Genomic DNA, 25,048 nt, shown 5'->3' with positions numbered 1-25,048 from the left:
GATGAACATGCTGAAGCTTTCACTGGGCCCTTTGCTGTACTACTGGCCGCGCGCCACAGTTTTCGAGTTTTACCAGCAGATCGCCGGCACCGCCGTCGATATCGTCTACCTGGGCGAGACCGTCTGCTCGCGCCGGCATGAGGTGCGTCTGGCCGACTGGCTCGATATCGCCGACATGCTGGCCGCCGCCGGCAAGGAAGTGGTGCTGTCGACGCAGGCGCTGATCGAGGCGGGCGCGGAACTGGCGACCCTGCGCCGCATCACGGGCAATGGCCGCTACGGCGTCGAGGCCAACGACATGGGTGCCGTGCATTGCATGGAAAAGGGCACGTCCTTCGTCGCCGGTCCCCATCTGAACCTGTTCAATGGCCCCAGCCTGCAATTGCTGGCGCGCCTGGGCGCGCGGCGCTGGGTGATGCCGCTGGAAATGGGGCAGACGGCGCTGGCCGAGATGCAGCGCCAGAAACCGGAAGGGCTGGAGACGGAAGTCTTTGCCTACGGGCGCATGCCGCTGGCGTTTTCCGCGCGCTGCTTCACGGCGCGCAACCGCAACCTGCCGAAGGACGATTGCGGTTACAGCTGCCTGGAAGAGCCGGACGGCCTGTTGCTGCGCACGCGCGACGAAGTGCCCTTCCTCGTACTGAATGGCACGCAGACGCAGTCGGCGCTCGTCTACAACCTGGTGCGCGAACTCGACGCCATGCGCGACATGGGCGTGGCGGTGGCGCGCATCAGCCCGCAGGCCATGCATACGGAACAAGTCATCGCCATCTTCGACCGCGCCCGCCGCGGCCAGGTCAGCGGCATCGGCGCCCAGGCCCAGCTGGCGGCCTGCCAGCCGGCCGGCGCCTGCGACGGCTACTGGCACGGCCAGCCCGGCATGGAACAGCACGCCGCCCATTGAACGCCTCGAAAGGAAGCACCATGCAAGATCAACTGGAAAGATTGCCCGTCCCGGCGCCGGTCCCCGCCCGGCCCGGCATGAGCAAGCCCGCAGTGTCGTACCGGCTGCCGGAACCGCTGGCCGAATTGCTGTCCAAGCTGCCCCCGTATCCCGCCTCGTGGCTGTTCGTGCAGGGCTTGAATCGCCTGCTGGCGCCGCAATTGCCCGACGACGTGCGGCGCAGCCTGGAAGGGCGCAGTTTGCGCTTGCGGCTGCTGGACGCGGGCATTGCCTTCGACTTCGAGTGGCAGGGCACGGTGTTCGTGGCGGAGCGCTATGCGGACGTGCCGGACCTGTGCATCGCCGCCAGCGTGCATGATTTGATGCTGCTGGCGCGGCGCCAGGAAGATCCGGACACGCTGTTCTTCAGCCGCCGTCTGAGCCTGGAAGGCGACACGGAACTGGGCTTGCTGTTCAAGAATACGCTCGATGCCATCGAGTTGCCGCCATTCGACCTGCAGGCGCTGGGACCGCGCCGCGTGCTGGCGCATCTGCGCGACCGGGGCGCGCGCGAAGGCTGAGCGAAAAAAGGGAGGGCGGGCGCTCAGTGGCGCTCAGTGGCGGCAGTGGCCGCAGGCGCCGCTGCACGAGGCCAGCTGTTCTTCATCCGTCGCCTCGCCCATGAAGCCGGCGTCGTTGACGGCGGCCAGCAGGCGTTCCTGCGTGGCCAGCCGCTCGTCGAACTGCACCGTGGCGCCGTGGCGCGCCAGCGAGACGCACACGGTGGCCACGCCCGTGACGGCTTCGAGCGCGCCCGTCAGCCTGTCGGCGCAGCCTTCATGATCCATTCCGATAATATTCAAGCGTGCTGTCTGCATGGGTTCCTCTTGTTTTTCAGATAAAAAAACAGCGTAGGCGAGCCATGCGCATGCCGTCCAGAGCAGCACGCAAGATTTATTTTGTATTTGCGGTTTTATTGATCTGGATTAATCCCCAGCCCTGCGGGTCACCTTGAAAGTGCTGTTGTTTTGTACACAGTTGCCGTATTCCAGTCGACAAGCGTGCCCTGCTGCGCGATACTGTCATTCTGATAAGAACGCTATGACAGCGCTGGAAAGGAGGGGCCATGCAGCGCCGCCCCCTGCTCAAGCTTGCCGCCCTGTGGCCGTTGGGTGCGGCCGCCGGCGCGGTGCTGCCGCTGCCGCTCGTGTATCCGCGCCACCAGGCGCTCGATGATCCGCAGCAAGGTTATGTGACGGCCTTGCTGCAACAGGCGCTGGCCAGGTCGGGTCAGGTGTATGCCTTGCGCCGCTCCGAACTGCGCATGGTGCAGACGCGCGCGATGCAGGAAATCGCCACGGCGTCGGGCGGTGTCGACGTCGTCTGGGCCATGACGAGCCGCGCGCGCGAAACGCAATTGTTGCCGGTGCGCATCCCCATCGACCGCGGCCTGATCGGCTGGCGCGTGGCCCTGATCCAGGCTCGCCAGCCGCAGCTGCTGCGCGGCGTGCGCAGCATCGCCGCCCTGGCGCGGCTGTCGGCCGGCCAGATGCGCGACTGGCCCGACTCCGCCATCCTGCAGGCGAATGGCTTGCGCCTCGATACCTCGAGTACCTACGAAGGCCTGTTCCAGCAACTGGCGGCAGGGCGCATCGATTACTTTCCCCGTTCCGTGATCGAGGCGCAAAGCGAACTGGCCAGCCATGCGCACTTGCCGCTGGCGCTCGACGCCTACCTGGTCATCCGCTACCCGGCCGCGCTGTACTTCTTTGTCGGCAAGCACAGGCCGGAATTGGCACGCCACATTGAAAGGGGATTGGAAAGCATGCTTGCCGATGGCAGTTTCGCGCAGCTGTTCCAGCGCCATTTCGGCCGCCTCGCGGATGGCTTGCAGCTGTCCCGGCGCCACGTGCTGGAGCTGGCCAATCCCGACCTGCCCGAGGAGACGCCGCTGGCGCGCAAGGCACTTTGGTATCGTCCCAAACATTACTAATAATCTTATTGATCAATGTCAAACAGTGGCTTCAATCGTGCGCCCGATGTTTGATGAAGCGCAAAGCGAGTTCAACAGAACACCTGTTGACACTTATTAAATTTTCGCCGAACATAATTCCACGTTGCAACTTTTTCCCAGCACAAGCGCTTGCCGCAGGTGTCGTGCGGGAGCCGTGCGCCCGTTCCACAGCCAGCTGCCGCCAGCCGCCGAACGCGCTGTCCCCTTGTCACCATCCGTTATCTTTTCGAAGGTTCGTCCATGCTCGATTCGATCACGTCCGTATTGCACCAGGTGCCGGAACTGGCCCTGTTCCTGGCGCTGGCGCTCGGTTACGCGGTAGGGCAGATACGCTTCGGCCCCATCCAGCTGGGCGGCGTGTGCGGCACCCTGGTCGCCGCGCTGCTGATCGGCCAGCTGGGCATCACCCTGGACGCCAGCGTCAAGAATGTCTTCTTCATGCTGTTCATCTTTGCCCTCGGCTATGCGGGCGGTCCCCAGTTCTTTGCCAACCTGAATGCCAAGGGCTTGCGCCTGGGCCTGCTGTGCCTGATCGAAGTGGTGGTGGTGCTGGCGCTGGTGCTGCTGGCCACGCGCTTCCTGGGCCTGGACCAGGGCACGGCGGCCGGCATGATGGCGGGCGCGGCGACGGAGTCGGCCGTCGTCGGCACGGCCACAGACGCCATTTCGAAGCTGGCGCTGCCGGCCGCCCGCATCGCCGAGCTGCAGGCCAACGTCGTCACCGCGTATTCCATCACGTACATTTTCGGCTTGATCGCCATCGTCATCGTCACCAGCCAGATTTTTCCGCTGTTGCTGCGTGTCAATTTGCGCGAAGAAGCCGATAAGTTGTGGGAAAAGATGGGCGGCGCGCAGACCGACGGCGACGGCGTGCAAGCCACGCCGGAGATGGTGGGGCGCGCCTACCGCATCAGCCGCGGCGCGGGACGCCGCCTCGACGCCTTGCAGCATATCTTTGCGGGCCGCGCCAGCATCACGCGCGTGCGCCGGCATGGCAAGGTCTTGCCCTTGGAGCCGGCATTGCGCTTGCGCAATAACGACGAAGTGCTGGTGATCGGCCACCGTCCCGCGCTGGTGGCGGCCGAAGCCATCCTGGGCGAGGAATTTGCCGATACGACGGGCTTGAACATGGCGGTCTCGGCCGTCGAAGTGGTGCTGCAGCAAGCCGCGCTGGTGGGCCAGCCCTTGCGCCAGCTGGCCTTGCCCTCCAGCGTGCACGTGGCGGCCGTCGTTCGTGGCGAGCACAGCATGCCGCCCTTGCCGGATCTGGCCCTGCAGCGCGACGACGTGCTGCGCCTGTACGGTACGACGGAAGGGCGCGAGCTGAACACGGCGCTGGCCGCCATCGGCAAGCGCGTGCCCACGGGCGACCGCAGCAATATCGTCTATGCCAGCATCGGCATCGTGCTGGGCGTGTATATCGGCGGCTTTTCCGCCAAGCTGGGCGGCATCCCGTTTTCGCTGGGCACGGGCGGCGGCGCCTTGCTGACGGGCCTCGTGTTCGGCTGGTACCAGGCGCGCAAGCCGGGCATGCAGGGTATCCCCTCCAGCGCGCTCGACATGATGAAGGATATCGGCCTGGCCACCTTCATCGCCTGCGTGGGCCTGGCGTCGGGGCCGCAGGCGATCGATTTGATCCGCCAGTACGGCCTGTCCTTGCCGCTGATGGGGATATTGATCGCCGTCATCCCCGCCTCGCTGTCGCTGCTGGTGGGACACTTTTTCCTCAAGCTGGAAGCGCCCGTGCTGCTGGGCGCCATCGCCGGCCAGCAGTGCAGCACGCCAGCCCTGTCGGCCGTGCAGAATGCGGCCGGCAATTCCACGCCCTTGCTGGGCTACACGATTACGTATGCCATCTCGAACGTGGTGCTGCCCCTGCTGGGGCCGCTGATCGTGGCCCTGGCAGGGTCGGTGCACGCATGAGCAGCCAGCAAGGGCAAACGCAGTAAAGAATTCCTTCAACACGAAAGGCGGTCCGCATGGAATGGTTGCATGAGTTATTCAAGAAGTCGCCTGAAATTGCCTTGTTTCTCTCCCTGGCAGTGGGTTACTACATCGGCAAGATCAAGTTCGGCTCGTTTCAGCTGGGCGGGGTCGCCGGTTCACTCCTGGTGGCGGTGCTCGTCAGCCAGGTGGGCGTCGCCATCGATCCCGGCGTGAAATCGGTGCTGTTCGCGCTGTTCATCTACGCCGTCGGCTATGAAAGCGGGCCGCAATTCTTCAATTCCCTGGGCCGCCAGTCGGTGCGCGAAATCATCCTGGCCGTCGTGCTCGCTGTGACGGCGCTGCTGACGGTGGTCATCCTGGCCAAGGTCTTTGGCCTGGACAAGGGCCTGGCGGCCGGCGTGGCGGCGGGCGGCTTGACGCAGTCGGCCATCATCGGCACGGCAGGCGACGCGATCACCAAGCTGGGCCTGGCGGCCGACGAAGTGGCGCGCCTGCAGGGCAACGTGGCCGTCGGCTATGCCGTGACGTATGTATTCGGCTCGTTTGGCGCCATCATCGTCTGTGTCAATATCTTGCCCAAGCTCATGGGGCGCACCATCCGCGAAGATGCGATCAAGGCGGAAACGGCGCTGCAGGCGGGCGTGCAAGTGCTGGGGCCGGGCCAGACGCCGGCTGCGCCCGACCTCATCGGCCGCATCTACGACGTGGGTCCGGGCGCCGGACGCTCCGTGGCGGACATCGAAAGCGCCCATCCGAGCACGGCCATCACCATCGAGCGCGTGAAACGCAATGGCCAGATCATCGACGTCAGCCCGGACCTGGTGCTGGCGGCCGACGATATCGTGCTGCTGGTGGGCCGGCGCGAAGCCATGCTCAGCGTGTCTTCCCAGCTGGGCAAGGAATTGCTGGCCGTCGAAGGCATGGAACTGGTGATGCAGCGCCGCGACATGGTGCTGACCAACAAGGCTTACCACAACAAGACGGTGGGCGAAATCCGCAGCGCCACGGCGCCGGGTGTGCGCCACGGCATCTTTGTCGTGCAACTGAGCCGCATGGGCAAGATTCTGCCCATGCAAGCGGAAACCGTCGTGCAGACGGGCGACGTGGTGACCATCTATGGCGCCGAGCAGGACGTCAAGCGCGTGGCGGCTGAAGTGGGCTACATGATCGTGCCGAGCGCCAAGACGGACTTCGTCTACATGGGCGCCGGCCTCGTCGTCGGGCTGCTCGTGGGCTTGCTGGTGGCGCGCATCGGCTCGATTCCGCTGACCCTGGGCAGCGGCGGCGGCGTGCTGCTGTCGGGCCTGGTATTCGGCTGGTTCCGCGCCAAGCGCCAGACGTTTGGCTACATGCCCAGCGGCGCCGTGCAAATCCTGAAAGACCTGGGCCTGGCCGGCTTCGTTGCCGTCGTCGGCCTCACGTCCGGCCTGCAAGCCGTGCAAACCGTGCGCGAACACGGCCTGACCCTGTTTGGCGTGGGCGTGGTGGTGACCATCCTGCCGATGATCTTGACCATGCTGATCGGCCGCTACATCTTGCGTTATGACAACGTGGCAATCTTCGCGGGCGCCTTGTCCGGCTCGCGCAGCGCCAATCCCGCGTTCGGCGAAGTGCTGAACGCGGCGCAAAACTCGATTCCCACCGTACCGTTTGCCATCACGTATGCCCTGGCCAACGTTTTCCTGACCTTGCTGGGGCCGCTGATTGTGGCCTTTGTCTGAGTCGGGCGTATTTGCAGGACCTAAGCCGCCTGTGCGGGGCTTTTCCCATATTGTCAGTTGATAAGGAGTCGTTGAAATGGATTTCAGTAACCCAAGCAAACTCGCGCTGTTGAGCCCCTTCGAATTGAAGGATGCGCTGATCCAGACGGCCAAGCAAAGCAACCGTCTGATGCTCAATGCGGGCCGCGGCAACCCGAATTTCCTGGCCACCACGCCGCGCCATGGCTTCTTCCAGTTCGGCCAGTTCGCCATGACGGAAGCGGAACGTTCCTATGTGTACATGGATGACGTGGGCGGCTTCCCCACGCGCGACGGCATCGAGGCGCGCTTCGAAATCTTCGTGCGCAAGCATGAAGGCAACCCCGGCGTGCATTTCATCGAGGCAGCCATGTCGTATGTGCGCGACCAGCTGGGCCTGGACGCGGGCGACTTCATCTATGAGATGTGCGAAGCCATTCTCGGTTGCAACTATCCCGTGCCGGACCGCATGCTGCGCCTGTCCGAGAAAATCGTCGGCCAGTATATCCACCGCGAAATGATCGGCGACCATCCGTTTGTCGGCAACTTCGACATGTACGCCGTCGAAGGCGGCACGGCGGCCATGACGTATCTGTTCGCCAGCCTGAAATCGAACCACATCATCCAGGAAGGCGACACGATCGCCCTGGGCATGCCGATTTTCACGCCCTACATCGAGATTCCCCAGCTCAATGATTACAAGCTGAACACCGTGCATATTGATGCGCCGCAATCGAACAATTGGCAATTCACAAAGAAAGAACTGGACAAGCTGCTGGACCCGAAAGTCAAGGCCTTCTTCCTCGTCAACCCCAGCAATCCGCCATCCGTCAAGATCGACGATGACACACTGGAATACATCGCCAAGATCATCAAGAAGCGCCCGGACCTGATCATCCTGACCGATGACGTGTACGGCACGTTTGCCGACAACTTCGTCTCGCTGTTCGCCATGTGTCCGTACAACACCATCCTCGTGTATTCATTCTCGAAATACTTCGGCGCGACGGGCTGGCGCATGGGCGTGGTGGCCACGCATGAGAAAAATGTACTGGACGACAAGATTGCCAAGTTGCCGGAAACCATCAAGAAGCAGCTCGATGCGCGCTATCACTCGATCACGACGGAGCCGCGCGAGCTGAAATTCATCGACCGCCTGGTGGCCGACAGCCGCACGGTGGCGCTGAACCACACGGCCGGCCTGTCCACGCCCGTGCAGGCGCAGATGACCTTGTTCTCCCTGTTCTCGCTGATGGATGAAGAGCAAAAGTACAAGCAGTCGATGAAACGTATCGTGCTGCGCCGCAAGGAAGCGCTGTACCGCGAACTGGGCTTGCCGATGGTGCACGACGCCAATTCCGTGCGCTATTACCACCTGCTGGACATGGAATCGCTGGCCGCGCAGATGCATGGCGTGGAGTTTTCGCAGTGGCTGCTGAAAAAGCTCAAACCGAACGAAGCGTTGTTCCGCCTGGCCGAGGAAACGGGCGTCATCCTGTTGCCGGGCCGCGGCTTCGGCACCACGCACCCGTCGGGCCGCGTGTCGCTGGCCAACCTGAACGAATACGACTACGCCAACATCGGCCGCGCCATCCGCAACATGGCGTCCGAGTTCTTTGCCGTATTTGAAAAGGAAAAGGAGAAGGGCGGCAAGAAGGCGAAGAAGTAATTCACCGGGTAGCTGCTTGAGCTCAACGGGCGCCCCGCAAGAGGCGCCCGTTTTTGTGTATCCGCCGCAGTAGGCAATAGTGCAGGCCGGAATAGACATCCGTAGATATAATTGCTATTGTGAAAGTATAAACATGGCAACCCCGTGCTTTCCCCTCATTCATTGACTGGACGCTACATGGGCAGATTGCAAGGACACTTATCATTATTGCTGGCGGGCGCGCTGGGCGCGGCCATGCCCGCCCTGGCGCAGTTGCCGGCCGGCGCGCCGCTGACATTCAACGAAGCGCTGCAGCAGGCGGCCCAGGCTTCGGGCGCCGTGCAGGGCGCCGCGCTCGACGTGCGCGCCAAAACCCTCAAGGCGGAGGCGCTGTCGAATATCGACGGCCCTTCCGTGGACTTGACGGCGTTTCGCGGCCGTTTGTCGACGGATTTGAGCATCGACACGAGCGGCTTGTCCGGCGTGGTGGGCGGTATCGAATCCGTGCTGCCGCCGATTCCGGGCTTGCCCACGCCGCACATTCCCAACTCCCTGAACCGCGAAGTGGTGACGGACCTGACCTCGTTCGGCTTGCTGGGCATGTGGCCCATCTACACGGGCGGGCGCCTGGACGCCGTCAAGGGGCTCGCATCGAGTCTGACCCTGGCCGCGCAGGCGGAGCGCACGGAAGCGGAAGAGCAACTGGCCACCCTGGTGGCGCAGCGCTATTTCCAGTTGCTGCTGGCCAAAAGAGTGGTGGCCGTGCGGGCCGAAGTGACGGCCGGCGTGACGCAGCACCAGCGCGATGCAGCCAAGCTGGAAAAGGGCGGCCTGATTTCGCGCGCGGAACGCTTGCGCGCCGACGTGGCCCTGGACAGCGCCCGCAGCGACGAAGCGCAGGCGCGCAGCGACGAGGAAATCGCGCAAGTGGCGCTGGACCGCTTGCTCGCCGTCAATACGCAAGTGCGCCCCAGCACGCCGTTGTTCGTCAACAGCTTGCCGGTCGGCACCTTGCAATCGTTTATCAGCACGGGCGTGCGCGAAAATGCGAACTGGAAAAAGATCGACAGCAAGCGCGTGCAGGCCGAGCAAGCCTTGAAGCTGCATGGCAAGGAATACGCACCTACCGTGTTTGCCATCGGTAACTACAATTTGAACCGCGGCAACGAAAAACTCGTGCGCTCGAACTGGGCCGTCGGCCTGGTCGTGTCCGTACCCCTCGTGCACCGCATCAATACGGGCAAGATGATCGCCGCCGCCAAGCTGGACCAGGAGCGGGTGGAAGTGGTGGCGCGCCAGGCCGAGCGCGACATTCCCACCCTGATCGAAAAGAATTGGCGCGCGCTGGAAAACGCCCGTATCCAGTACCTGTCCACGGCCTCGTCGGTAGAGCTGGCCCGCGAAAATATCCGCCTGCAAACCGTGGCTTTCCAGCAAGGGCAAGTGACGTCGCTGGAAGTGGTCGACGCGCGCCTGAACCTGGCGAAGGTGGAAACCCAGCGCGCGCAGACGGCCTATAACTATGTGATGGGGCTGGCGCAATTGCTGGAAGCGACGGGCGAGACCCAGCGCCTGGGCAGCCTGGCGGCCGCGGCCGATATCCAATTACCTGTGGACAAATAATAATGAGCACCTCCAAAAAATCCTTGGCCATAGTCGCCGCCGTCATTGTCCTGGCCTTCGTGGGCTGGGGCTTGTATCAGGCCTTCCAGCCGCAGCGCCTGCCCTTGCAGGGACAGATGGATGCGCAGGAAGTCAATGTCTCGTCGAAAGTGCCGGGCCGGGTGGGCGAGCTGTACGTCAAGCTGGGCCAGACCGTGCCGAAAGGTGAGCTGCTGTTCCAGCTGACGAGCCCGGAAGTGGATGCGAAGATCGCGCAAGCGACGGCCGCCACGCAAGCGGCCGAAGCCGTGGCGCACAAGGCGCAAGCGGGAGCGCGTCCGGAAGAAATTGCGGCCGCGAAAGCGAACTGGGAGCGGGCGCAAACGGGGGCCAGCATCGCCAAGACCACCTATACCCGCGTCAACAATATGTTCGAGCAAGGCGTGATTGCCCAGCAGAAACGTGACGAGGCGCAAGCGCAATGGCGCGCCGCCGACCAGCTTGCCCAAGCGGCCCGCGCCCAGTTTGATATGGCGCAAAAGGGCGCCCGTCCCGAAGACAAGACGGCCGCCGCCGCCCAGGCGCGCCAGGTGGGCGCCGTACTGACGGAAGCGCAGATCGCGCTGGCTGAAACGAAGATCGCCGCGCCGGTGGCGGGCCAGGTCAGCAAGATCCAGATCCAGCCGGGCGAACTGGCGCCACAAGGTTTCCCCGTGATTACGCTGGTGAACCTCGATGACGCCTGGGCCGTGCTGCAAGTGCGCGAAGATGAAATGGCGGCGTTTTCCATGGGCAGCACGCACACGGCGAACGTGCCGGCCTTGAAACAGCAACTGAGCTTCAAGGTCAGCTCGGTTGCCGTGCTGCCGGACTTCGCCACGTGGCGCGCGGCCCGTCCGGGCGGCACGGATTTGCGCACGTTTGAAATCCGTTTGCGTCCCGCCATCAAGGTCGAAGGCTTGCGTCCGGGCATGTCGGTCGTGTTCCCGCCGCTCTGATAGCCGATGAGCGAGATTGACAAAGAGCAGCCGGCGGCGCTGGCACGCGAGTGGCGGCGGCTGCGCGGCGACTTCTGGGACTTCGGCATGCTCAGCTGGATTCCTGTCGTGCTGTGCGGCATGCTGTGGCTGGTGTTTTCCGCCGGCATCGCGCGCGACTTGCCCATCGTCGTCATCGATAACGACAATTCCACCCTGTCGCGCCAGCTCACGCGCTGGCTCGACGCTTCGCCCGGCATCGAGGTGGCGGCGAAAGTGGCGTCCAGCGACGAAGCCCTGCATCGCTTGCGCGAACGCACGGCGTTCGGCTATCTGCTGATCCCGAACGATTTCGAGCAGAAACTGCTGGGCGGCCGGCAAGCCACCGTGCAATGGCTGTACAACGCGCAGTTTTCCTCGCACGCGGGCGCCTTGCTGCGCGACGTGCGCACGGTCAGCACGACCTTGTCGGCCGGCATCGAGATGACGGCGCGGGTCAAGAAAGGCATGTCGGGCGTGCAGGCGGCGGCCCAGTTCGAGCCGATACGCACGACCTTGAACAGTTTGTATAACGAAAACATCAGCTATGAAGCATTTTTAACGTTGGCGCTGATGCCGGCCATGCTGCAGATTTTCATCGTCGTCGCCGTCGTCACGAGTATCGGACGCGAGTTGCGCGACGGCACGGTGCCACAATGGCTGGCCTCGGCCCACGGCAGCTGGCTGCGCGCCGTGCTTGCCAAGCTGCTGTTTCCCCTCGTCGCCTATTGCGCGCTGGCGCTGCTGTACTTGCTGTTCTTCAGCCTGGCGCGGGATTGGGCCGTGGCGGGCAGCTTGCCGGCGCTGCTGCTGAGCATGCTGCTGCTGGTGCTCGCGTATTGCGGCCTGGCCACCTTGCTGATCGCCGCCACCCTGTCCCTGCGCCTGGCGCTGTCCGGCGCGGCCTTCATCACGGCGCCCGCGTTCGCGTTTGCGGGCCAGGCCTTTCCCTTGATGGCCATGCCGGCGCCAGCCCGCGCCTGGGCGGAAGCCTTGCCGCTCACGCACTATCTGCAGCTGCAAACGAAATACTGGCTGGCCGGCGCACCGTGGCGCTATGGCGTGCAGGAAATGCTGATACTGGCCGGTATCGCCATCGGCTGCGGCGCCGTGGGCGTGTTCCTGCTGGCGCGCCGCGCGAATGCGCCTGCGGCCTGGGGACGCACATGATGTGGCCGGCCTTTGTCGCCACCTGGCGCGCCATGCTGACGGACAAGGGAGCGCTGACCTTGCTGTTTATCGGCGGCATCATCTATTCCTTCTTCTATCCGTTGCCGTATTCGACGGAAATCGTCCAGCGCGTGCCCGTGGCGGTCGTCGACCAGGACCGCAGCGCCATGTCGCGCCAGCTGACGCGCTTTGCCATGGCCCACCCGTCGCTGCACGTGGTCGCCGTCACGCCGGACCTGCCCGTCGCACAGGATTTATTATGGCGCGACCAGGTCATGGGCGTATTGATCATTCCCGATGGTTTGCAGACGGACGTGCTGGCCGGCCGCGCCGCCCACGCGCAAGTGGCGGGCAATGGCTTGTATTTGATGCTGAACAAGGTGGCCCTGAACGGGCTGGCCGAAGTGGTGGGCACGGTGTCGGCCGGTATTGAGCTCAAGCGTTTGGGCGCGGGCACGCCGTCCACCATCCAGGCCAGCCAGCAGCGCTCGCCCATCGCCTTCGACGCCGTGCCCCTGTTTAACGTCAAGGAAGGCTATGGCGCCTACGTCGTGCCGGGAGTGGCTACTCTCATTGTGCAGCAGACTTTGCTGATCGGCATGACCATGCTGTTCGGCACCTGGTACCAGCGCAAGGCCTTCCCCGTGGCGGGCAGGCGCACGGCGGGCGGCTACGCGGGCATGCTGCTGGCGTTTGCCTGCGTGGCGTTTTTGAACTGCTGCTATTTCTTCGGCTTTGTCTTCTGGTTCCAGGATTACCCCCGTGGCGGCAACTTTGGCGGCATGCTCTTGCTGCTGGTGCTGTTCTCGCTGTGTGAGGCGGCCTTCGGCATGTTGCTGGGCATGCTGTTCCGCACGCGCGAGCGGGGCACGCAGCTGATGATCGCCACCTCGATGCCCGTGCTGTTCCTCGCGGGCCTGACCTGGCCCGTGTCGTCCATGCCCGTCGTGCTGCAATGGCTGCGCTGGCTGCTGCCATCCACGGCCGGTATCCAGGGCTTTGTTGCGCTTAATCAAATGGGCGCCTCGCTGTATGAAATCCGCCATGAAGTGGCGGGCCTGCTGGCCTTGCTGGTCGCTTGCGTGGCGCTGGGCTGGTGGCGCTGGCGCGGGATGGAGGAGACTGTTGTCGATTTGAACAAGGCGTAACTGGGCCGATATGCAATAATTTCGTTTCCACATTAAATAACAACGCCTGACAAAAACCGTAGCGAGCGGAAGGGAGTTGCGGCCGAGAAGCGCAACTGTGCGAATGTACAGTGAGCATCGCAGGCCGTAAATACCGACGCGCAGTAGGTTTTGACAGGCGTTAGCCAATCATGTCAGCTTTTAATCTGTTCCAGCGCCTGTCCCAGGCCCCCACCAAACCCAAGGCGGCGCCCGCCGCGCGGCAGTTCGACGTGGCGGACCTGTACCAGGGGCCCATCGCGCTGGGAGCGGAAGGCGAGGCGCAAGCGCGGCCTTTCGATGAAAAGCTGCGCCAGGCGTATTTCTGGATCGTCAACCATGCCATCATCAGCCCCCATTACGATATCGAATACAACGATGGCCCGTCGCAGACGTATGCTGTGGGCGACAGCCGCCGCACCCTGAATTTGCCGTCGGCGCAAAGCTATTCCAGCTTCATTTTGCTGCCCCTGCTGACGTTCGCCACGCGCCGCAAATGTCTGTTCGTTGGCGGGCCGGGGCGTGGCAAGACGGCCAGCGCCCTGTTGATGGGCGTGCTGGCCGGTTCCACCGTCAAGGAAGTCAAACGGGCCATGCAGCATGGCCACCCGCAGATGACGGTGGCCGACTTGCTGGGCAATCCGCTGCCGGCGGACCTGGTGAACGCGCAAAGCATGGACGACATTCGCATCGCCTGGCGCGCCTGGCTGGGCATGCGCGTGAAGATCGTCGATGAGTACAACCGCATCCCCACGCGCACGCAAAGCGCGCTGCTCACCGTCATGGGCGACAATTACGCGGAAGTGCTGAACCATATTTACGAATGTCCGGAAGCGGCCTGGTATCTGACGGCCAACGATGACCAGGGCGGCGGCACCTACCAGGTGATCGAAGCGCTGCGCGACCGGGTCGACGTGACGGTGCAGGCACTGGCCTTCAACCCCCGCTTCCTGAATGAGTTGCTGCTGCGCGTGGAAGAAAACGTGCGGCCAGAAGAACTGGTGCCGCCCGATATCATCTTTACGGAAGCGGAGGTAGATCAAATTGGCGAATCCATCCGCCAGGTGGGCGTGCCCGAAGCCGTGCGCCGCCGCCTGGAATTTTTCGCCAGCCAGTTCGAGCTGTTCGAGACGGCCGGCGGCCAGTTCGAATACATGACCAAGGATACGGCCCGCCTGGCCGGTGCCGACCGGGGCGCCGCGCAGGCGGCGGACAATGGGCGCGATCGATTGAAGGATCTCGGCTGCCAGACCTTGAATGGCATTTCCGTGCGCACCCTGATGGCGCTCTTGATCTATGCCAAGGCCATGGCTTATTTCCGCGGCAATGGCGAGGTGGAGCTGGAAGACTTGCGCCAGGTGCTGCCGTTCGTCCTGCATAACAAACTGCAGCCGGACCCGGATGCGCCATTTTTCGCGCTGCCGGAAAACGCCGCCTATCGCAGCGACAGGCTGGGCTGGCTGCGCCGCCTGTTCGATTTGTCGAACGATGAATTCAACCGCCTGGACCTGGACCGCGACGACCCTGTGGGCGTGCTGTCGGCCGAATTCGACCTGGGCCTCGATGGCGTGAGCGAGCGCGAGACCCTGGCGCGCCTGAACCGCATCGAAAAGCTGATCGGCGAACGTACCAAAGGAAGAAAACTGTACGGCCCCCTGTATGACGATTTGTTGAAGCTCAAATACCTGCACCAGCGCTATACGAATTACCGCAGCTGGCTGCGTTCGCAATGAATGACGCACTGAATATCGACCATTGCCGCGGGTTTCTCGACGCCCTGGCCATGTTGAACAGCGAGGCCAGCGACCTGTGCGCAAGCTATGAGCTGCAACGGCTGCCCGACGCGCCGGACCTGCTCACGGCGCTGGGCTTGCGGGTGGAAGATTACGCCCTGAATGTAAGCATCCCGGCGCGCGCGCTGCCGGCGCCCTTGTGGCAGATCACGGTGGCGCCGTGCGGGCGCGCGCACCTGGAGCAGGTGTGCCAGCGCTGGTTCTTCTCGTCGGACCACATGCGGACGGCGCCGCCGGACCGTTTCCGCGCCTGCCTCGTCAACGCCTTCCTCGACGCGCTGGACATGTCGCTGGCCGCATTCACTATGCATATCGTGAAGATGACGCCGCCGCCTGGTGTCTGGTATGCGATCCACTGGGACGAGATCGCGTTTGAATCAGGGGATGAGCGCTATCTGCTGCATTTTTCGCACAGCGATTGAGGAGGAACAATGATTTCTCCTGCCTTCGCAACTATCCTTGCCAGCGGCCGCGCCCAGTTCAACGGCCGCGCAGCGGAAGCGCGCCGGCGCTTTCCCGCGCTCGACATGGCCGCCTTCGGCGCCTTCTTGCACGATGGCGTCGATCCGCTGGTGGTGGCCGTGGCCGCCGCCGCGCCCGAGCGCGTGGGCGGCGTCACTTTGGCCGCCTACGACATGGCCCTGGAGCTGGTGGGCCATGGCCTGGCCGGTCCGGCCGCGAAAAATCCCTTCCTCAATACCGTCTGGCGCGAGCTGGCGCCATCGTTTGCGCCGCTGCTGGCGACGGCCCCCGTCGACGTGCTGGGCATGCTGAGCAACGCCGCCATCCACATTTCCTCCGTGGCGGGCGCGCGGCCCGCGCAATGGCAGGCCGGGATGGCTGCCGTGGCGCCGCAAGTCGGCAGCGTCGCACAACTGCGCGCCGTGGGCCAGGTGCTGGCCTGGCGCGCCGGCGTTGCGCATTTCCGCCAGGGCGCGCTGGCCGCCGCCGACACCTTGCCGCATGCGCTGGCACTGGCCGCCTTTGGCGAGCCGGGCGCGCAATGGCCGCAGGTGCATGCGCAGCTCATGGCGAATCCGTGGCGCGGCAATGCCGAGGGCAGGGAGTTCGGCAGCTTCAGTGGCCTGGGTGGCGATTTCGGCACGCCGCCGCAAGTGCGCGCCACGCTTGACGGTTTTGTCGTGCGCAGCGCCGAGCGCCATTATTTGCTGGTGGCCGATGCCTATGGCGCCGTGCTGCACAGCGCCACGGCGCAGGAGTTTGAGTTGGCGCAAACCGGCGTGCCGGCGTCCGTGCGCCTCGATGGGGCCACCGTTCACGTCGGCGCACGCAGCATCGCGCTCGACCTGCCGGCCGGTGACATCGCGCTGGCCGCGAATGCGCATACGCTGGCCATCACGTCACCGTGGACGCACGCCATCCGCCTGCTGCCGCTCGCATGAAGAACGATGCCGACACCGTCCTGATCGACCGCTGGCGCGCCGCCTGGCCCGAGGCCCTGGCCGTGTGGAGCAAGTTTACGCGCCTGCGCGACCCCAGCCTGTGCGCCAGCCGCGTCGAAGCCGGCAAGCAGGGCTTGTCCGGCAGCTTCGCCATGATCCGCTTGCTGGACCAGAGCGTGGTGGTGGACTTGCCGCTGGTGACGGAACTGGGACTGGACGACTATGCGCTGGAAATCCTCGCCCATGAAATCGGCCACCACATCCTCGCACCGGGCAGCGCCAGCGACCAGTTCCGCCTGCTGGCGCGCATGCGCCGCGCCTTGCCGACCTTGGAGCAGCACGCGCCCATGGTGGCCAACCTGTACACGGACCTGTTCATCAACGATCGCCTGCAGCGCCAGGCGAACTTGCGCATGGCCGACATCTACCGCAAGCTGCAGCAGGGGAAAGCGCCAGCACCGGACGGCAAGGGCAGCGGCGGCGTATGGACCCTGTACATGCGCATCTATGAAAACCTGTGGCAGCTGGAAAAGGGCGAGCTGGGCGGCGGCCACGCTGACGAGCGCCTGGACACGGATGCCTGGTTGGGTGCGCGCCTCATTCGCGTGTATGCGAACGACTGGATGCTGGCGGCGGGCCGCTTCGCCACCTTGCTGCTGCCTTACCTGGTGGAAGATACGGATGCCCTGGGTGACATTGACCCCAGCCGCTACCTGCAGGACACGCGCGACGCGGCCCGTGGCTGCCAGACATATGGCGCGCAGCAGATCGAGGATGACGAAGAGGACGGCGCCATCCACCCCGTGCACGACAAGCGCATCTCGGGCCTCGATGGCGAGGAACCGCAAGCCGAGGCGCGGCCTAGGGCTGGTGGCGGCCAGCTGCGCGAACCGTTCGAGTTGGGCGACATTCTGAAGGCCTCGGGCGTGGACTTGAGCGGCCATGAAATCGCCATCCGCTATTACCGCGAGCGGGCCTTGCCGCACCTGGTGGCATTTCCCAGCCTCCCCGCACCCGAGTCGCAGGAGCCGCAGATGGAAGGGCTGGAAGCGTGGGAAATCGGCGATCCCCTGGAAGACATCGACTGGCTGCAGTCCGTGATGCAGTCGCCGCGCCCCGTGCCGGGCGTGACCACCGTGCGCCGCGTGTATGGCCGCGAACCGGCGCGCGCCACCGACGCCGTGCCCGTCGACCTGGACATGTACGTGGACAGTTCCGGCTCCATGCCGAACCCGCAGGCGCATACTTCGTTCCTGACCCTGGCCGGCGCCGTCATCGCCTTGTCCGCCCTGCGCGCCGGCGCGAAAGTGCAGGTCACCCTGTGGAGCGGCAAGAACGAAGTGATGCTAACGCCAGGTTTCGTGCGCGATGAAGACATGATCCTCGGCGTGCTGACGGAATTTTTTGGCGGCGGCACCTGTTTCCCCATTCACCGCCTGCGCCAGACCTATGCGGCCAAACGCGAACGGCCCGCGCATATCCTGATGATTTCCGACGATGGCATCACCACCATGTTCGACCAGGATGAACTGGGCAACAGCGGCTGGGATATCTCGGCGAAAGCGCTGGCCCAGGGCGGTGCGGGCGGTACCATGGCCCTGAACCTGGCGCGCGACTGGGATGGCGCGGCCAGCCACCAGTGGCTGCAGCAGACCTATGACGATTTGAAACGCGCGCGCCGCGAACAGGGCTGGGATATCCACGCCGTCGAACGCTACGAGGACTTGCTGGACTTTGCGCGGGCGTTCAGCCGGCGCCACTACATACAACAATGACATGCATACTCCCGGTCCCCACCTCGAAAGATTAACCCACCGCCTGGCCGACACGCCCGTCGAATTCCTCGCCGAGCCCCGTATCGCCGGCGTCGCCAATGCGCAGGCAGTGGCGGTGGCGGCGCTGGTCAACGACGTTTTGCTGCTGCATGGCGCGCGCGCGCCGGCCGCGTCCCTGCAGGGGTTCATCGGCGCGCAAGTGAAGGCGGACCGCAACCGGCTGGCGCTGGCCATGATCCTGTGCTGGCTGCTGGCCGACGAGTGGTTCACCGCGCAGCAACTGCCGCAGCCAGCCTTGCTGCAGGTACTGGGCGAGGCGGCGCGTGAACTGGCCGCCGCCACGCCGGCCCACCAGTTTACGCAAGACCCCGAGCGGCGCGAGGAACTGGCGCGCATCGTGCTGGCGCGCCTGGGTTTTCGGCCTCGCGATGAAAGCGTGGCGCAAGCCACGGACAGATTGTCCGCCATCAGCGGCACGGAGCGGCGCCGCCTGCTTGAAGCGAGCCGCCTGGCCGAACAGCGCGCGCGGGAGATCCGCGAGGCGCTGGCGAAGAAGGCGGCCGAGGAATCGGCCGACAAGTGGTCGCGCGAATGACGCTCGCTGGCAAAGCCGATGTCAATCTGCCGGGCGGCGCCTGGGAATCGGACCGCGACTACTGTCCCACCCTGACGCAGGAGGGCGCGCGCATGCTGGAAAAACTGCGCAGCCACCCGGCGGCGCCCCGCTACCGCAACCGCAGCGGCAACAAGCTGCAGGCCGGGGAAGTGGCGGCCTTGCGCGCCTATGAGCAGGAAGTCATGCAGGCGGATATCGGCTGGAGCGCCGATGCGCCGCCGCCCTGGCTGGCGGATTTTCTCAGGACGGCCTACGCCACCGTGCCGCATTACCGCGCCTGCGGTTCGCCGCCCGCACGTCTGGCGGACGTGGCGCCCATCAGCCGCGCCGAACTGGCGCACGACATTGCCGCCTTCGTGCCCGACGATGCGGACCTGGCGCGCATGATCAACTTCCAGACGACGGGCACCACGGGCCACCCGCTGCTGATCGCCTCGCACCCGCTGGTGGCGGGGCGCTACCTGGCCTTCCACAAGCGCGCGCTGCGCCGCTTCGGCGTGACCTTGCGCCATGGCGCGGGGCAGGTGGGCGTGATGCTGCTGGGGCACCAGCGCCGCTGCTTCACCTATGTCTCCGTCACGCCCTCGATGAACGAATCCGGCCTGGCGAAGATCAACCTGCACCCGGACGATTGGCACCACCCGGACGACCGCGCGCGCTACCTGGACGCCATGGCGCCCGAGCTGATCGCGGGCGACCCCATCTCGTTTGCCGAGCTCCTGACCTTGCCCATGGCGCACAAGCCGGCCGCGCTGATGTCTGTCTCGATGATGCTGTTGCCCGGCATGCGCGCGCGCCTGGAAGCGCGTTTCGCTTGTCCCGTGCTCGACATCTATTCGCTCAATGAAGTGGGCCCCGTGGCCGTCTACGACGAGCAGGCGGGCGGCCACGTGCTGCTGCAGCACCGGCTGTACGTGGAAATCCTCGATAGTGCGGGCCAGCCAGTGCCGGATGGCGCGCGCGGCGAAATCACGGTGACCGGCGGCTTCAATTTCTGCCTGCCTCTCGTGCGCTACCGCACGGGCGATTACGCCTCGCTGGCGCATGGCCCGCATGGCCCCGTTCTGGTGGGGCTGGCCGGCCGCAGCCCCCTGCGCTACAGGACGGTCAACGGCGAGTGGATCAATAATATCGATATCACGCATGCCTTGAAACCGCTGGCCATCGCCCTTTTCGGCGTGCACCAGCATGGCGACGGCGCCATTGCGCTGCGCCTGGCGCCGAACGCCATGCCACAGGCTGACCGGGCGCGTGCCTTGCTTGCGCCTTTTTTCGGCGCCATCACGGTCGAGACCCTGCTGGCGGAAGACAAGATCATTCAATACACCTCGGATTTGCAGGAAGCAGTGGCATGAACCTTTATAAGCGCGGCCTCGTGGTCGGCAAATTTTGCCCGCTGCACCAGGGCCACGAACTGTTGATCAAGCGCGCGCAAGACGCTTGCGAAGAACTGCTGGTGGTCAGCTACACCAGGCCCGAATTTCCCGGCTATGAGCCGGCGCGCCGGGAACGGTGGCTGCGCGCGCAATTCCCGCAAGCGCACATCGTGGTGCTGGACGATGCGCGCCTGGCAGCCCTGTGCGCCGCGCGCGGCGTGCCTGCCCGTCATCTGCCGCACAACGACGACGATGGCGAGCTGCATCGCCACTTCATGGGCTGGTTGTGCTGGACGGTGCTGGCGCTGCCCGTCGATGCCGTGTTCACCAGCGAAGACTATGGCCCCGGCTTTGCCCAGGTGCTGGAACGGCATTATGCCGGCGGGCCGGTGGCGCACGTGAGCGTGGACCAGGCGAGAGCGCAGGTGCCCGTTTCCGGAACCTTGGTGCGGCAAGACCCGCATGCGCACAGCGCCTTCCTGTCGCCGATTGTGTGCGCCGATTTTGTCACGCGCGTGTGCGTGCTCGGCGGCGAATCGAGCGGCAAGACTACCTTGGCGCAGGCGCTGGCGGCGCATTTCGAGACGGCCTGGGTGGCCGAATATGGCCGCGAATTGTGGGAAAGCCAGGATGGCATATTGAACTATGATGATTTGCTGAAAATCGGCCGGGAACAGCTGCGTCGCGAAGCGCAGGCGCTATTGGCTGCGCGGCGCTGGCTGTTTTGCGATACCTCGCCCATGACGACGTATTTCTACTGCGTCGAGATGTTCGGCAAGGCGGAGCAGGAGCTGGCGCGGCTGGCCGAGCACCGCTACGATCTGGTGCTGCTGTGCGCGCCCGATTTTCCCTTCATCCAGGATGGCACGCGCCGCGACGAGGATTTCCGCGCGCGCCAGCATGCGTGGTACCAGGCCGAGCTGGCGCGGTGGGGGATCGCCTTTGTCAATGTGTCAGGTTCGGTGGACGAGAGGGTCAGGCAGGTGGCGCAAGTGCTGGCGGCGCGAATGCCGTGCTGACCGCCGCCAGTATCTCGTCCGAAAACGCGGCATCGTCGACGGCGCGCGCCAGCGCCACGGCGCCCACCATGGCCGACAGCATGACGATGGCTTCCTGCCGGGGGGGGCGTTTTTTCTGCCACGGAAAATGCGTGGTCAGCTTGCCGATGATGGATTTCAGGTGGAAGGTGAAGGCGGGCAGCACTGCCGGCTGCTTGCGCGCGTCGCCGGCCAGCGCCGCCAGCAAGCAGCCGTTTCCCGGCGCATCGCGGTGGGCCGCGCTCACATAGTCGCGCACATACTGGCGCATGGCTTCCGGGCTGATGGTTGCCGCATCGAGCGCCGCGCGCGAGTGCTCCGAGCCGTGCAGCGTGCTTTCCGCCATCAGCGCTTCCTTCGAGGCAAAGTGGTTGTAGAAGGGGCCATGCGTGAGTCCTGTCGCCTTCATGATCTGTCCCACGCTGACGCCGTCAAAGCCCTGTTCACGGAACAGCCGCGCCGCTTCCTGCAGGATGCGCTGGTGTTTTTCTGCCGTTTCGGCCGCTGGGTATCGCATGGTGTTCTCCCGATTATTAAATAATTTCTGTTGACATCATACATTACGTGCGTCATGCTTGCGACGCTAAGCATGATGATCGTCATGTTTAGTGTCGCATCAAAACATGATGTCTATCATGTTTGATCCGTCCTGCTGAAAGCCATTCATTCGATTTTACCAATTGCAAAGGAACCATCATGAGTACAGTCAATACACCGGGCACGGCCCTCGTCACTGGCGCGTCGTCGGGCCTGGGCGCCGTGTATGCGGACCGCCTGGCCAGCCGCGGCTTCGATTTGATTCTGGTGGCGCGCCGGGTCGAACGCCTGGACGTGCTGGCCAAGTCGCTGGCGGAAAAGTATGGCGTGTCCGTGCGTGCCATGGCGGCGGACTTGTCCGCACCGGCCGACCTGCAGCGCGTGGCCGATGAACTGGCCAGCAATCCGGCCATCACCATGCTGGTCAATAATGCGGGCGCGTCGACCCTGGCGCCCGTCGTCGATACGCCGAAAGCGGGCATCGCCACCATGGACAAGGTCAACGTGACGGCCGTGGCGGAGCTGAGCTACGCCGTGCTGCCGCGGTTCAAGCAGCGCAACAGCGGCACCATCATCAATATCGGCTCCGTGCTGTCCTTCCACATCTTGCCCGTCAGCACGATCTACAGCGCCACCAAGGGCTATGTGATGAATTTCACGCGCGGCTTGCAGCAGGAGCTGGCCGGCACGGGCATCGTGGTGCAGCTGGTGCTGCCCGCATCGACGGCGACGGAAATCTGGGAATTGAGCGGCGTGCCGCTGGCGCAGCTGGACCAGGCCACCATCATGCGCGCCGAAGACTGTGTCGATGCGGCGCTGGCGGGCCTGGACCAGGGCGAACTGGTGACCTTGCCTTCCGTCGAAGACCAGGCATTGTGGGAGAAGTTTGATGCAGCCCGCCTGGCCCTGTTCGCAGGCGCGATGCGCGGCAAGCCGGCATCGCGCTATGGCATCGCGGGCTGATACACGCGAAAGAGGAAGCTACAGCGGCCGTACGGGGATGCAGATGTCGCAAGAGAATTCGCCGGTGGCCGGATCCAGCGCCGTGGCCGCGGAAAAGCGCTCGAAGCACGGGCGCTCATCCCACTGCAGGCCGCTGGCCGGCAGCCATTCGCGCGTCATGCGCGTCCACGTTTCGGCAATGGCGCTGGATGGTCCCTTGAATTGCGCTACCGCATAGCGCCCGCCCGGCAGGGTGGTGATGCTGGCCCGGCCGCCCGACTGGAATGCATCGGGCACGGCGACGCAGGCGTCGTAGCGGCATTTGTCCGGCGGCGTGATGCTGGGATCGTCATGGCCGATGCCGTAGCACGTCGCGTCGCCCAGGCCGTGCGACTGCATCCATGGCGCGACGGTGTCGCGCCAGAAGGCGCCGATGGCGGGGCCGTAAGGGCCGATATGGCGCCGGCACGCCACGGTGGCGGGCGGCAGGTCGAGGATGGTGACTTGCATGGGACTCTCTCTATGAAGTGGATTGGAGTGCCCATGGTGCTGGAAGTTCGGCCCGTTTTCCTGACCGGGATTGCGCATGGCCTGATCCGGATTGCTATCTTGCCGGCGCAGGCGCATGGCTGCGAGCATGGCAGCGTTTTTTGCGGCGACGCCGGCGCGCCAGGCCGTCGGCGTGCAGCCGAATTTCAGCTTGAAGGCGCGCGCGAACGCTTCGCCGGAGCCGAAGCCCGTCGCCAGCGCGATGTCCAGTATCGCTTCGCCGGGGCGGCAGGCCAGCCGCAAGGCGGCCGTTTCCAGGCGCCGGCGGCGCGCATAGTCGCCCAGCGTCTCGCCCATCCAGGCGGCGAACACGCGGTGAAAGTGGAAGCGTGAAAAATGCGCGACGTCGGCCAGCTGCGCCAGCTCCAGCGGCGTGTCGAGGTGGCGGTCGATATGGTCAAGCACGGCATTCATGCGCCGCGCGTATTCGGCGCGGAAATGGCCGGATGTCGGCTGCTCAGGGGGAGTAGGAGGGGAAGACATGCCGCCGATTATGGCATGAAGTCCCCTCCGGGCGGCGTGGAAAAGAGGCTTACGCCGCGTTCAATGCCTGCTCCAGGTCTTCGCGCAAGTCGTCGATATGCTCGATGCCCACGGACAGGCGCAGCATGTCTTCGGACACGCCCGCCTTGGCCAGTTCTTCGGGATTGAGCTGGCGGTGCGTGGTGGAGGCCGGGTGGGTGGCCAGCGACTTGGCGTCGCCGATGTTGACCAGGCGCGTGAACAGTTGCAGGGCGTCGAGCACGCGGGCGCCGGCCGCGCGCGGATCTTCTCCACTGGCCAGTTTCAGGCCGAAGGACAGGATGCCCGAGGCGCGGCCGTGCATGTATTTTTTCACCAGCGCGTGGTCCGGGTGGTCTTCCAGGCCCGCGTAATTGACCCACGCGACCTTCGGATGGTTTTTCAAGTGCTTGGCCAGGGCCAGCGTGTTGTCGCAGATGCGGTCCATGCGCAGGGCCAGGGTCTCGATGCCCTGGATCAGCTGGAAGGCGGAGAGTGGCGAAATGGCCGCGCCCATGTTGCGCAGCGGGACGACGCGCGCGCGGCCGATGAAGGCGGCGGGGCCGAACGCTTCCGTGTAGACGACGCCGTGATACGACACGTCCGGTTCGTTCAGGCGCTTGAAGCGCTCCTTGTGTTCGGCCCATGGGAATTTGCCGCTGTCGACGATGGCGCCGCCCACGGTGGTGCCGTGGCCGCCCAGGTATTTGGTCAGCGAGTGGACGACGATGTCGGCGCCATGCTCGATGGGGCGGAACAGGTAGGGGCTCGGTACCGTGTTATCGACGATCAGCGGGATGCCGTGCGCGTGCGCGATCTCGGCCAGCTTGGCCACATCCGTGACGTTGCCCAGCGGGTTGCCGATCGATTCGCAGAAGATGGCCTTGGTGCGCGCATCGATCAGCGCGGCGAAGGTTTCGGGCTGGCGCGCGTCGGCGAAGCGCACTTCTATGCCGATTTGCGGCAGGGTGTGGGCAAACAGGTTGTAGGTGCCGCCATACAGCTGGCTGGCGGAGATGAAATTGTCGCCCGCTTCCGCGATGGTCTGGATCGCGTAGGTGATTGCCGCCATGCCCGACGCCACGGCCAATGCCGCCACGCCGCCTTCCAGCGCCGCGACCCGCTTTTCCAGCACGTCCTGCGTGGGGTTCATGATGCGCGTGTAGATATTCCCGGCGACCTTCAGGTCGAACAGGTCGGCGCCATGCTGGGCATTGTCGAAGGCGTAGGCCACCGTCTGGTAGATGGGGACGGCGGCGGCCTTGGTGGTCGGGTCGGGGGTGTAGCCGGCGTGCACGGCCAGGGTTTCGATTCTCATGTGGTCTCCGGTTCGA

22 protein-coding genes are annotated in these 25,048 nt (G+C 64.7%); 18 read left to right on the top strand and 4 right to left on the bottom strand.

Annotated features, from left to right (window positions below):
* Nucleotides 1-7 precede the first annotated feature (7 nt).
* Both O0881_RS13425 and O0881_RS13420 read left to right on the top strand, forming a co-directional pair.
* Complete coding sequence (locus O0881_RS13425; protein ID WP_034783050.1) at nt 8-904, top strand: U32 family peptidase; 897 nt, start codon at nt 8-10, stop codon at nt 902-904.
* Between the two features lie 20 nt (nt 905-924).
* Complete coding sequence (locus O0881_RS13420; RefSeq protein ID WP_289899053.1) at nt 925-1,464, top strand: SCP2 sterol-binding domain-containing protein; 540 nt, start codon at nt 925-927, stop codon at nt 1,462-1,464.
* A 33-nt stretch (nt 1,465-1,497) separates the two neighbouring features.
* Here the strand turns inward: O0881_RS13420 and O0881_RS13415 are convergent, their stop codons facing one another.
* Nucleotides 1,498-1,761 carry a heavy-metal-associated domain-containing protein gene (locus tag O0881_RS13415; RefSeq protein ID WP_077402408.1) on the bottom strand — a complete coding sequence of 88 codons (264 nt, stop codon included), beginning with the start codon at nt 1,759-1,761 and terminating at the stop codon, nt 1,498-1,500.
* Nucleotides 1,762-2,009: 248 nt separating this feature from the next.
* Between O0881_RS13415 and O0881_RS13410 the strand changes: the two genes are divergently transcribed.
* The 15 genes from O0881_RS13410 (at nt 2,010) to O0881_RS13340 (ending at nt 21,167) form a co-directional block, all read left to right on the top strand.
* Entirely contained in the window at nt 2,010-2,876 is an 867-nt protein-coding gene (locus O0881_RS13410; protein WP_289911699.1) for a transporter substrate-binding domain-containing protein, read from the top strand.
* 261 nt (nt 2,877-3,137) lie between these two features.
* Nucleotides 3,138-4,820: an aspartate-alanine antiporter gene (gene aspT / locus O0881_RS13405; protein ID WP_289911697.1), complete on the top strand. Its 1,683-nt coding sequence runs from the start codon at nt 3,138-3,140 to the stop codon at nt 4,818-4,820.
* A 56-nt stretch (nt 4,821-4,876) separates the two neighbouring features.
* Complete coding sequence (gene aspT / locus O0881_RS13400) at nt 4,877-6,565, top strand: aspartate-alanine antiporter (RefSeq protein ID WP_099664622.1); 1,689 nt, start codon at nt 4,877-4,879, stop codon at nt 6,563-6,565.
* A 76-nt stretch (nt 6,566-6,641) separates the two neighbouring features.
* Nucleotides 6,642-8,252, top strand: a complete 1,611-nt coding sequence (locus O0881_RS13395) for a bifunctional aspartate transaminase/aspartate 4-decarboxylase (RefSeq protein WP_099664621.1) — start codon at nt 6,642-6,644, stop codon at nt 8,250-8,252.
* Nucleotides 8,253-8,429: 177 nt separating this feature from the next.
* Nucleotides 8,430-9,854 (top strand): TolC family protein, encoded by a 1,425-nt coding sequence (locus O0881_RS13390; RefSeq protein WP_289911696.1) that lies wholly within the window; start codon nt 8,430-8,432, stop codon nt 9,852-9,854.
* A 2-nt stretch (nt 9,855-9,856) separates the two neighbouring features.
* Entirely contained in the window at nt 9,857-10,831 is a 975-nt protein-coding gene (locus tag O0881_RS13385; RefSeq protein ID WP_289911695.1) for an HlyD family secretion protein, read from the top strand.
* A 6-nt stretch (nt 10,832-10,837) separates the two neighbouring features.
* Nucleotides 10,838-12,019, top strand: coding sequence for an ABC transporter permease (locus tag O0881_RS13380; RefSeq protein ID WP_289911694.1), 1,182 nt, complete (start codon nt 10,838-10,840; stop codon nt 12,017-12,019).
* Nucleotides 12,016-13,167 (top strand): ABC transporter permease, encoded by a 1,152-nt coding sequence (locus O0881_RS13375; RefSeq protein ID WP_289911691.1) that lies wholly within the window; start codon nt 12,016-12,018, stop codon nt 13,165-13,167. The genes O0881_RS13380 and O0881_RS13375 overlap by 4 nt, the downstream gene beginning before the upstream one ends.
* Before the next feature lie 170 nt (nt 13,168-13,337).
* Entirely contained in the window at nt 13,338-14,918 is a 1,581-nt protein-coding gene (locus tag O0881_RS13370) for an AAA family ATPase (RefSeq protein ID WP_289906706.1), read from the top strand.
* Entirely contained in the window at nt 14,915-15,400 is a 486-nt protein-coding gene (locus O0881_RS13365) for a hypothetical protein (RefSeq protein ID WP_289911688.1), read from the top strand. The genes O0881_RS13370 and O0881_RS13365 overlap by 4 nt, the downstream gene beginning before the upstream one ends.
* Before the next feature lie 9 nt (nt 15,401-15,409).
* Complete coding sequence (locus tag O0881_RS13360; protein ID WP_289911685.1) at nt 15,410-16,381, top strand: hypothetical protein; 972 nt, start codon at nt 15,410-15,412, stop codon at nt 16,379-16,381.
* Entirely contained in the window at nt 16,378-18,156 is a 1,779-nt protein-coding gene (locus O0881_RS13355; protein ID WP_289911683.1) for a VWA domain-containing protein, read from the top strand. The genes O0881_RS13360 and O0881_RS13355 overlap by 4 nt, the downstream gene beginning before the upstream one ends.
* A gap of 1 nt (nt 18,157) precedes the next feature.
* Nucleotides 18,158-18,751: a hypothetical protein gene (locus tag O0881_RS13350; protein ID WP_289911682.1), complete on the top strand. Its 594-nt coding sequence runs from the start codon at nt 18,158-18,160 to the stop codon at nt 18,749-18,751.
* On the top strand, nt 18,748-20,127 hold the full coding sequence (locus O0881_RS13345; RefSeq protein WP_289911679.1) for a capsule biosynthesis protein CapK: 1,380 nt from the start codon (nt 18,748-18,750) through the stop codon (nt 20,125-20,127). The genes O0881_RS13350 and O0881_RS13345 overlap by 4 nt, the downstream gene beginning before the upstream one ends.
* Nucleotides 20,124-21,167: an AAA family ATPase gene (locus tag O0881_RS13340; protein WP_289911678.1), complete on the top strand. Its 1,044-nt coding sequence runs from the start codon at nt 20,124-20,126 to the stop codon at nt 21,165-21,167. Before O0881_RS13345 ends, O0881_RS13340 begins: the two co-directional genes overlap by 4 nt.
* Here O0881_RS13340 and O0881_RS13335 read toward each other — a convergent pair.
* Nucleotides 21,124-21,702: a TetR/AcrR family transcriptional regulator gene (locus tag O0881_RS13335; RefSeq protein ID WP_289911676.1), complete on the bottom strand. Its 579-nt coding sequence runs from the start codon at nt 21,700-21,702 to the stop codon at nt 21,124-21,126. The genes O0881_RS13340 and O0881_RS13335 overlap by 44 nt on opposite strands.
* A 179-nt stretch (nt 21,703-21,881) precedes the next feature.
* Here O0881_RS13335 and O0881_RS13330 point away from each other — a divergent pair, with 179 nt between their 5' ends.
* Nucleotides 21,882-22,685, top strand: a complete 804-nt coding sequence (locus O0881_RS13330) for an SDR family oxidoreductase (protein WP_289899040.1) — start codon at nt 21,882-21,884, stop codon at nt 22,683-22,685.
* 18 nt (nt 22,686-22,703) lie between these two features.
* On the opposite strand, the gene O0881_RS13325 is transcribed toward O0881_RS13330, so the two are convergent.
* Together O0881_RS13325 and O0881_RS13320 are read right to left on the bottom strand one after the other, a co-directional pair.
* Nucleotides 22,704-23,696, bottom strand: coding sequence for a GyrI-like domain-containing protein (locus O0881_RS13325; protein WP_289911675.1), 993 nt, complete (start codon nt 23,694-23,696; stop codon nt 22,704-22,706).
* A 49-nt stretch (nt 23,697-23,745) separates the two neighbouring features.
* Entirely contained in the window at nt 23,746-25,032 is a 1,287-nt protein-coding gene (locus O0881_RS13320) for an aminotransferase class I/II-fold pyridoxal phosphate-dependent enzyme (protein ID WP_289911673.1), read from the bottom strand.
* Nucleotides 25,033-25,048: the final 16 nt, after the last annotated feature.

This window comes from Janthinobacterium sp. SUN100, assembly GCF_030397705.1.
In the GTDB taxonomy this organism is placed as follows: domain Bacteria; phylum Pseudomonadota; class Gammaproteobacteria; order Burkholderiales; family Burkholderiaceae_D; genus Janthinobacterium; species Janthinobacterium kumbetense.
Note: the sequence above shows the minus strand (reverse complement) of the source record. Positions and strands in the feature narration are given on the sequence as shown.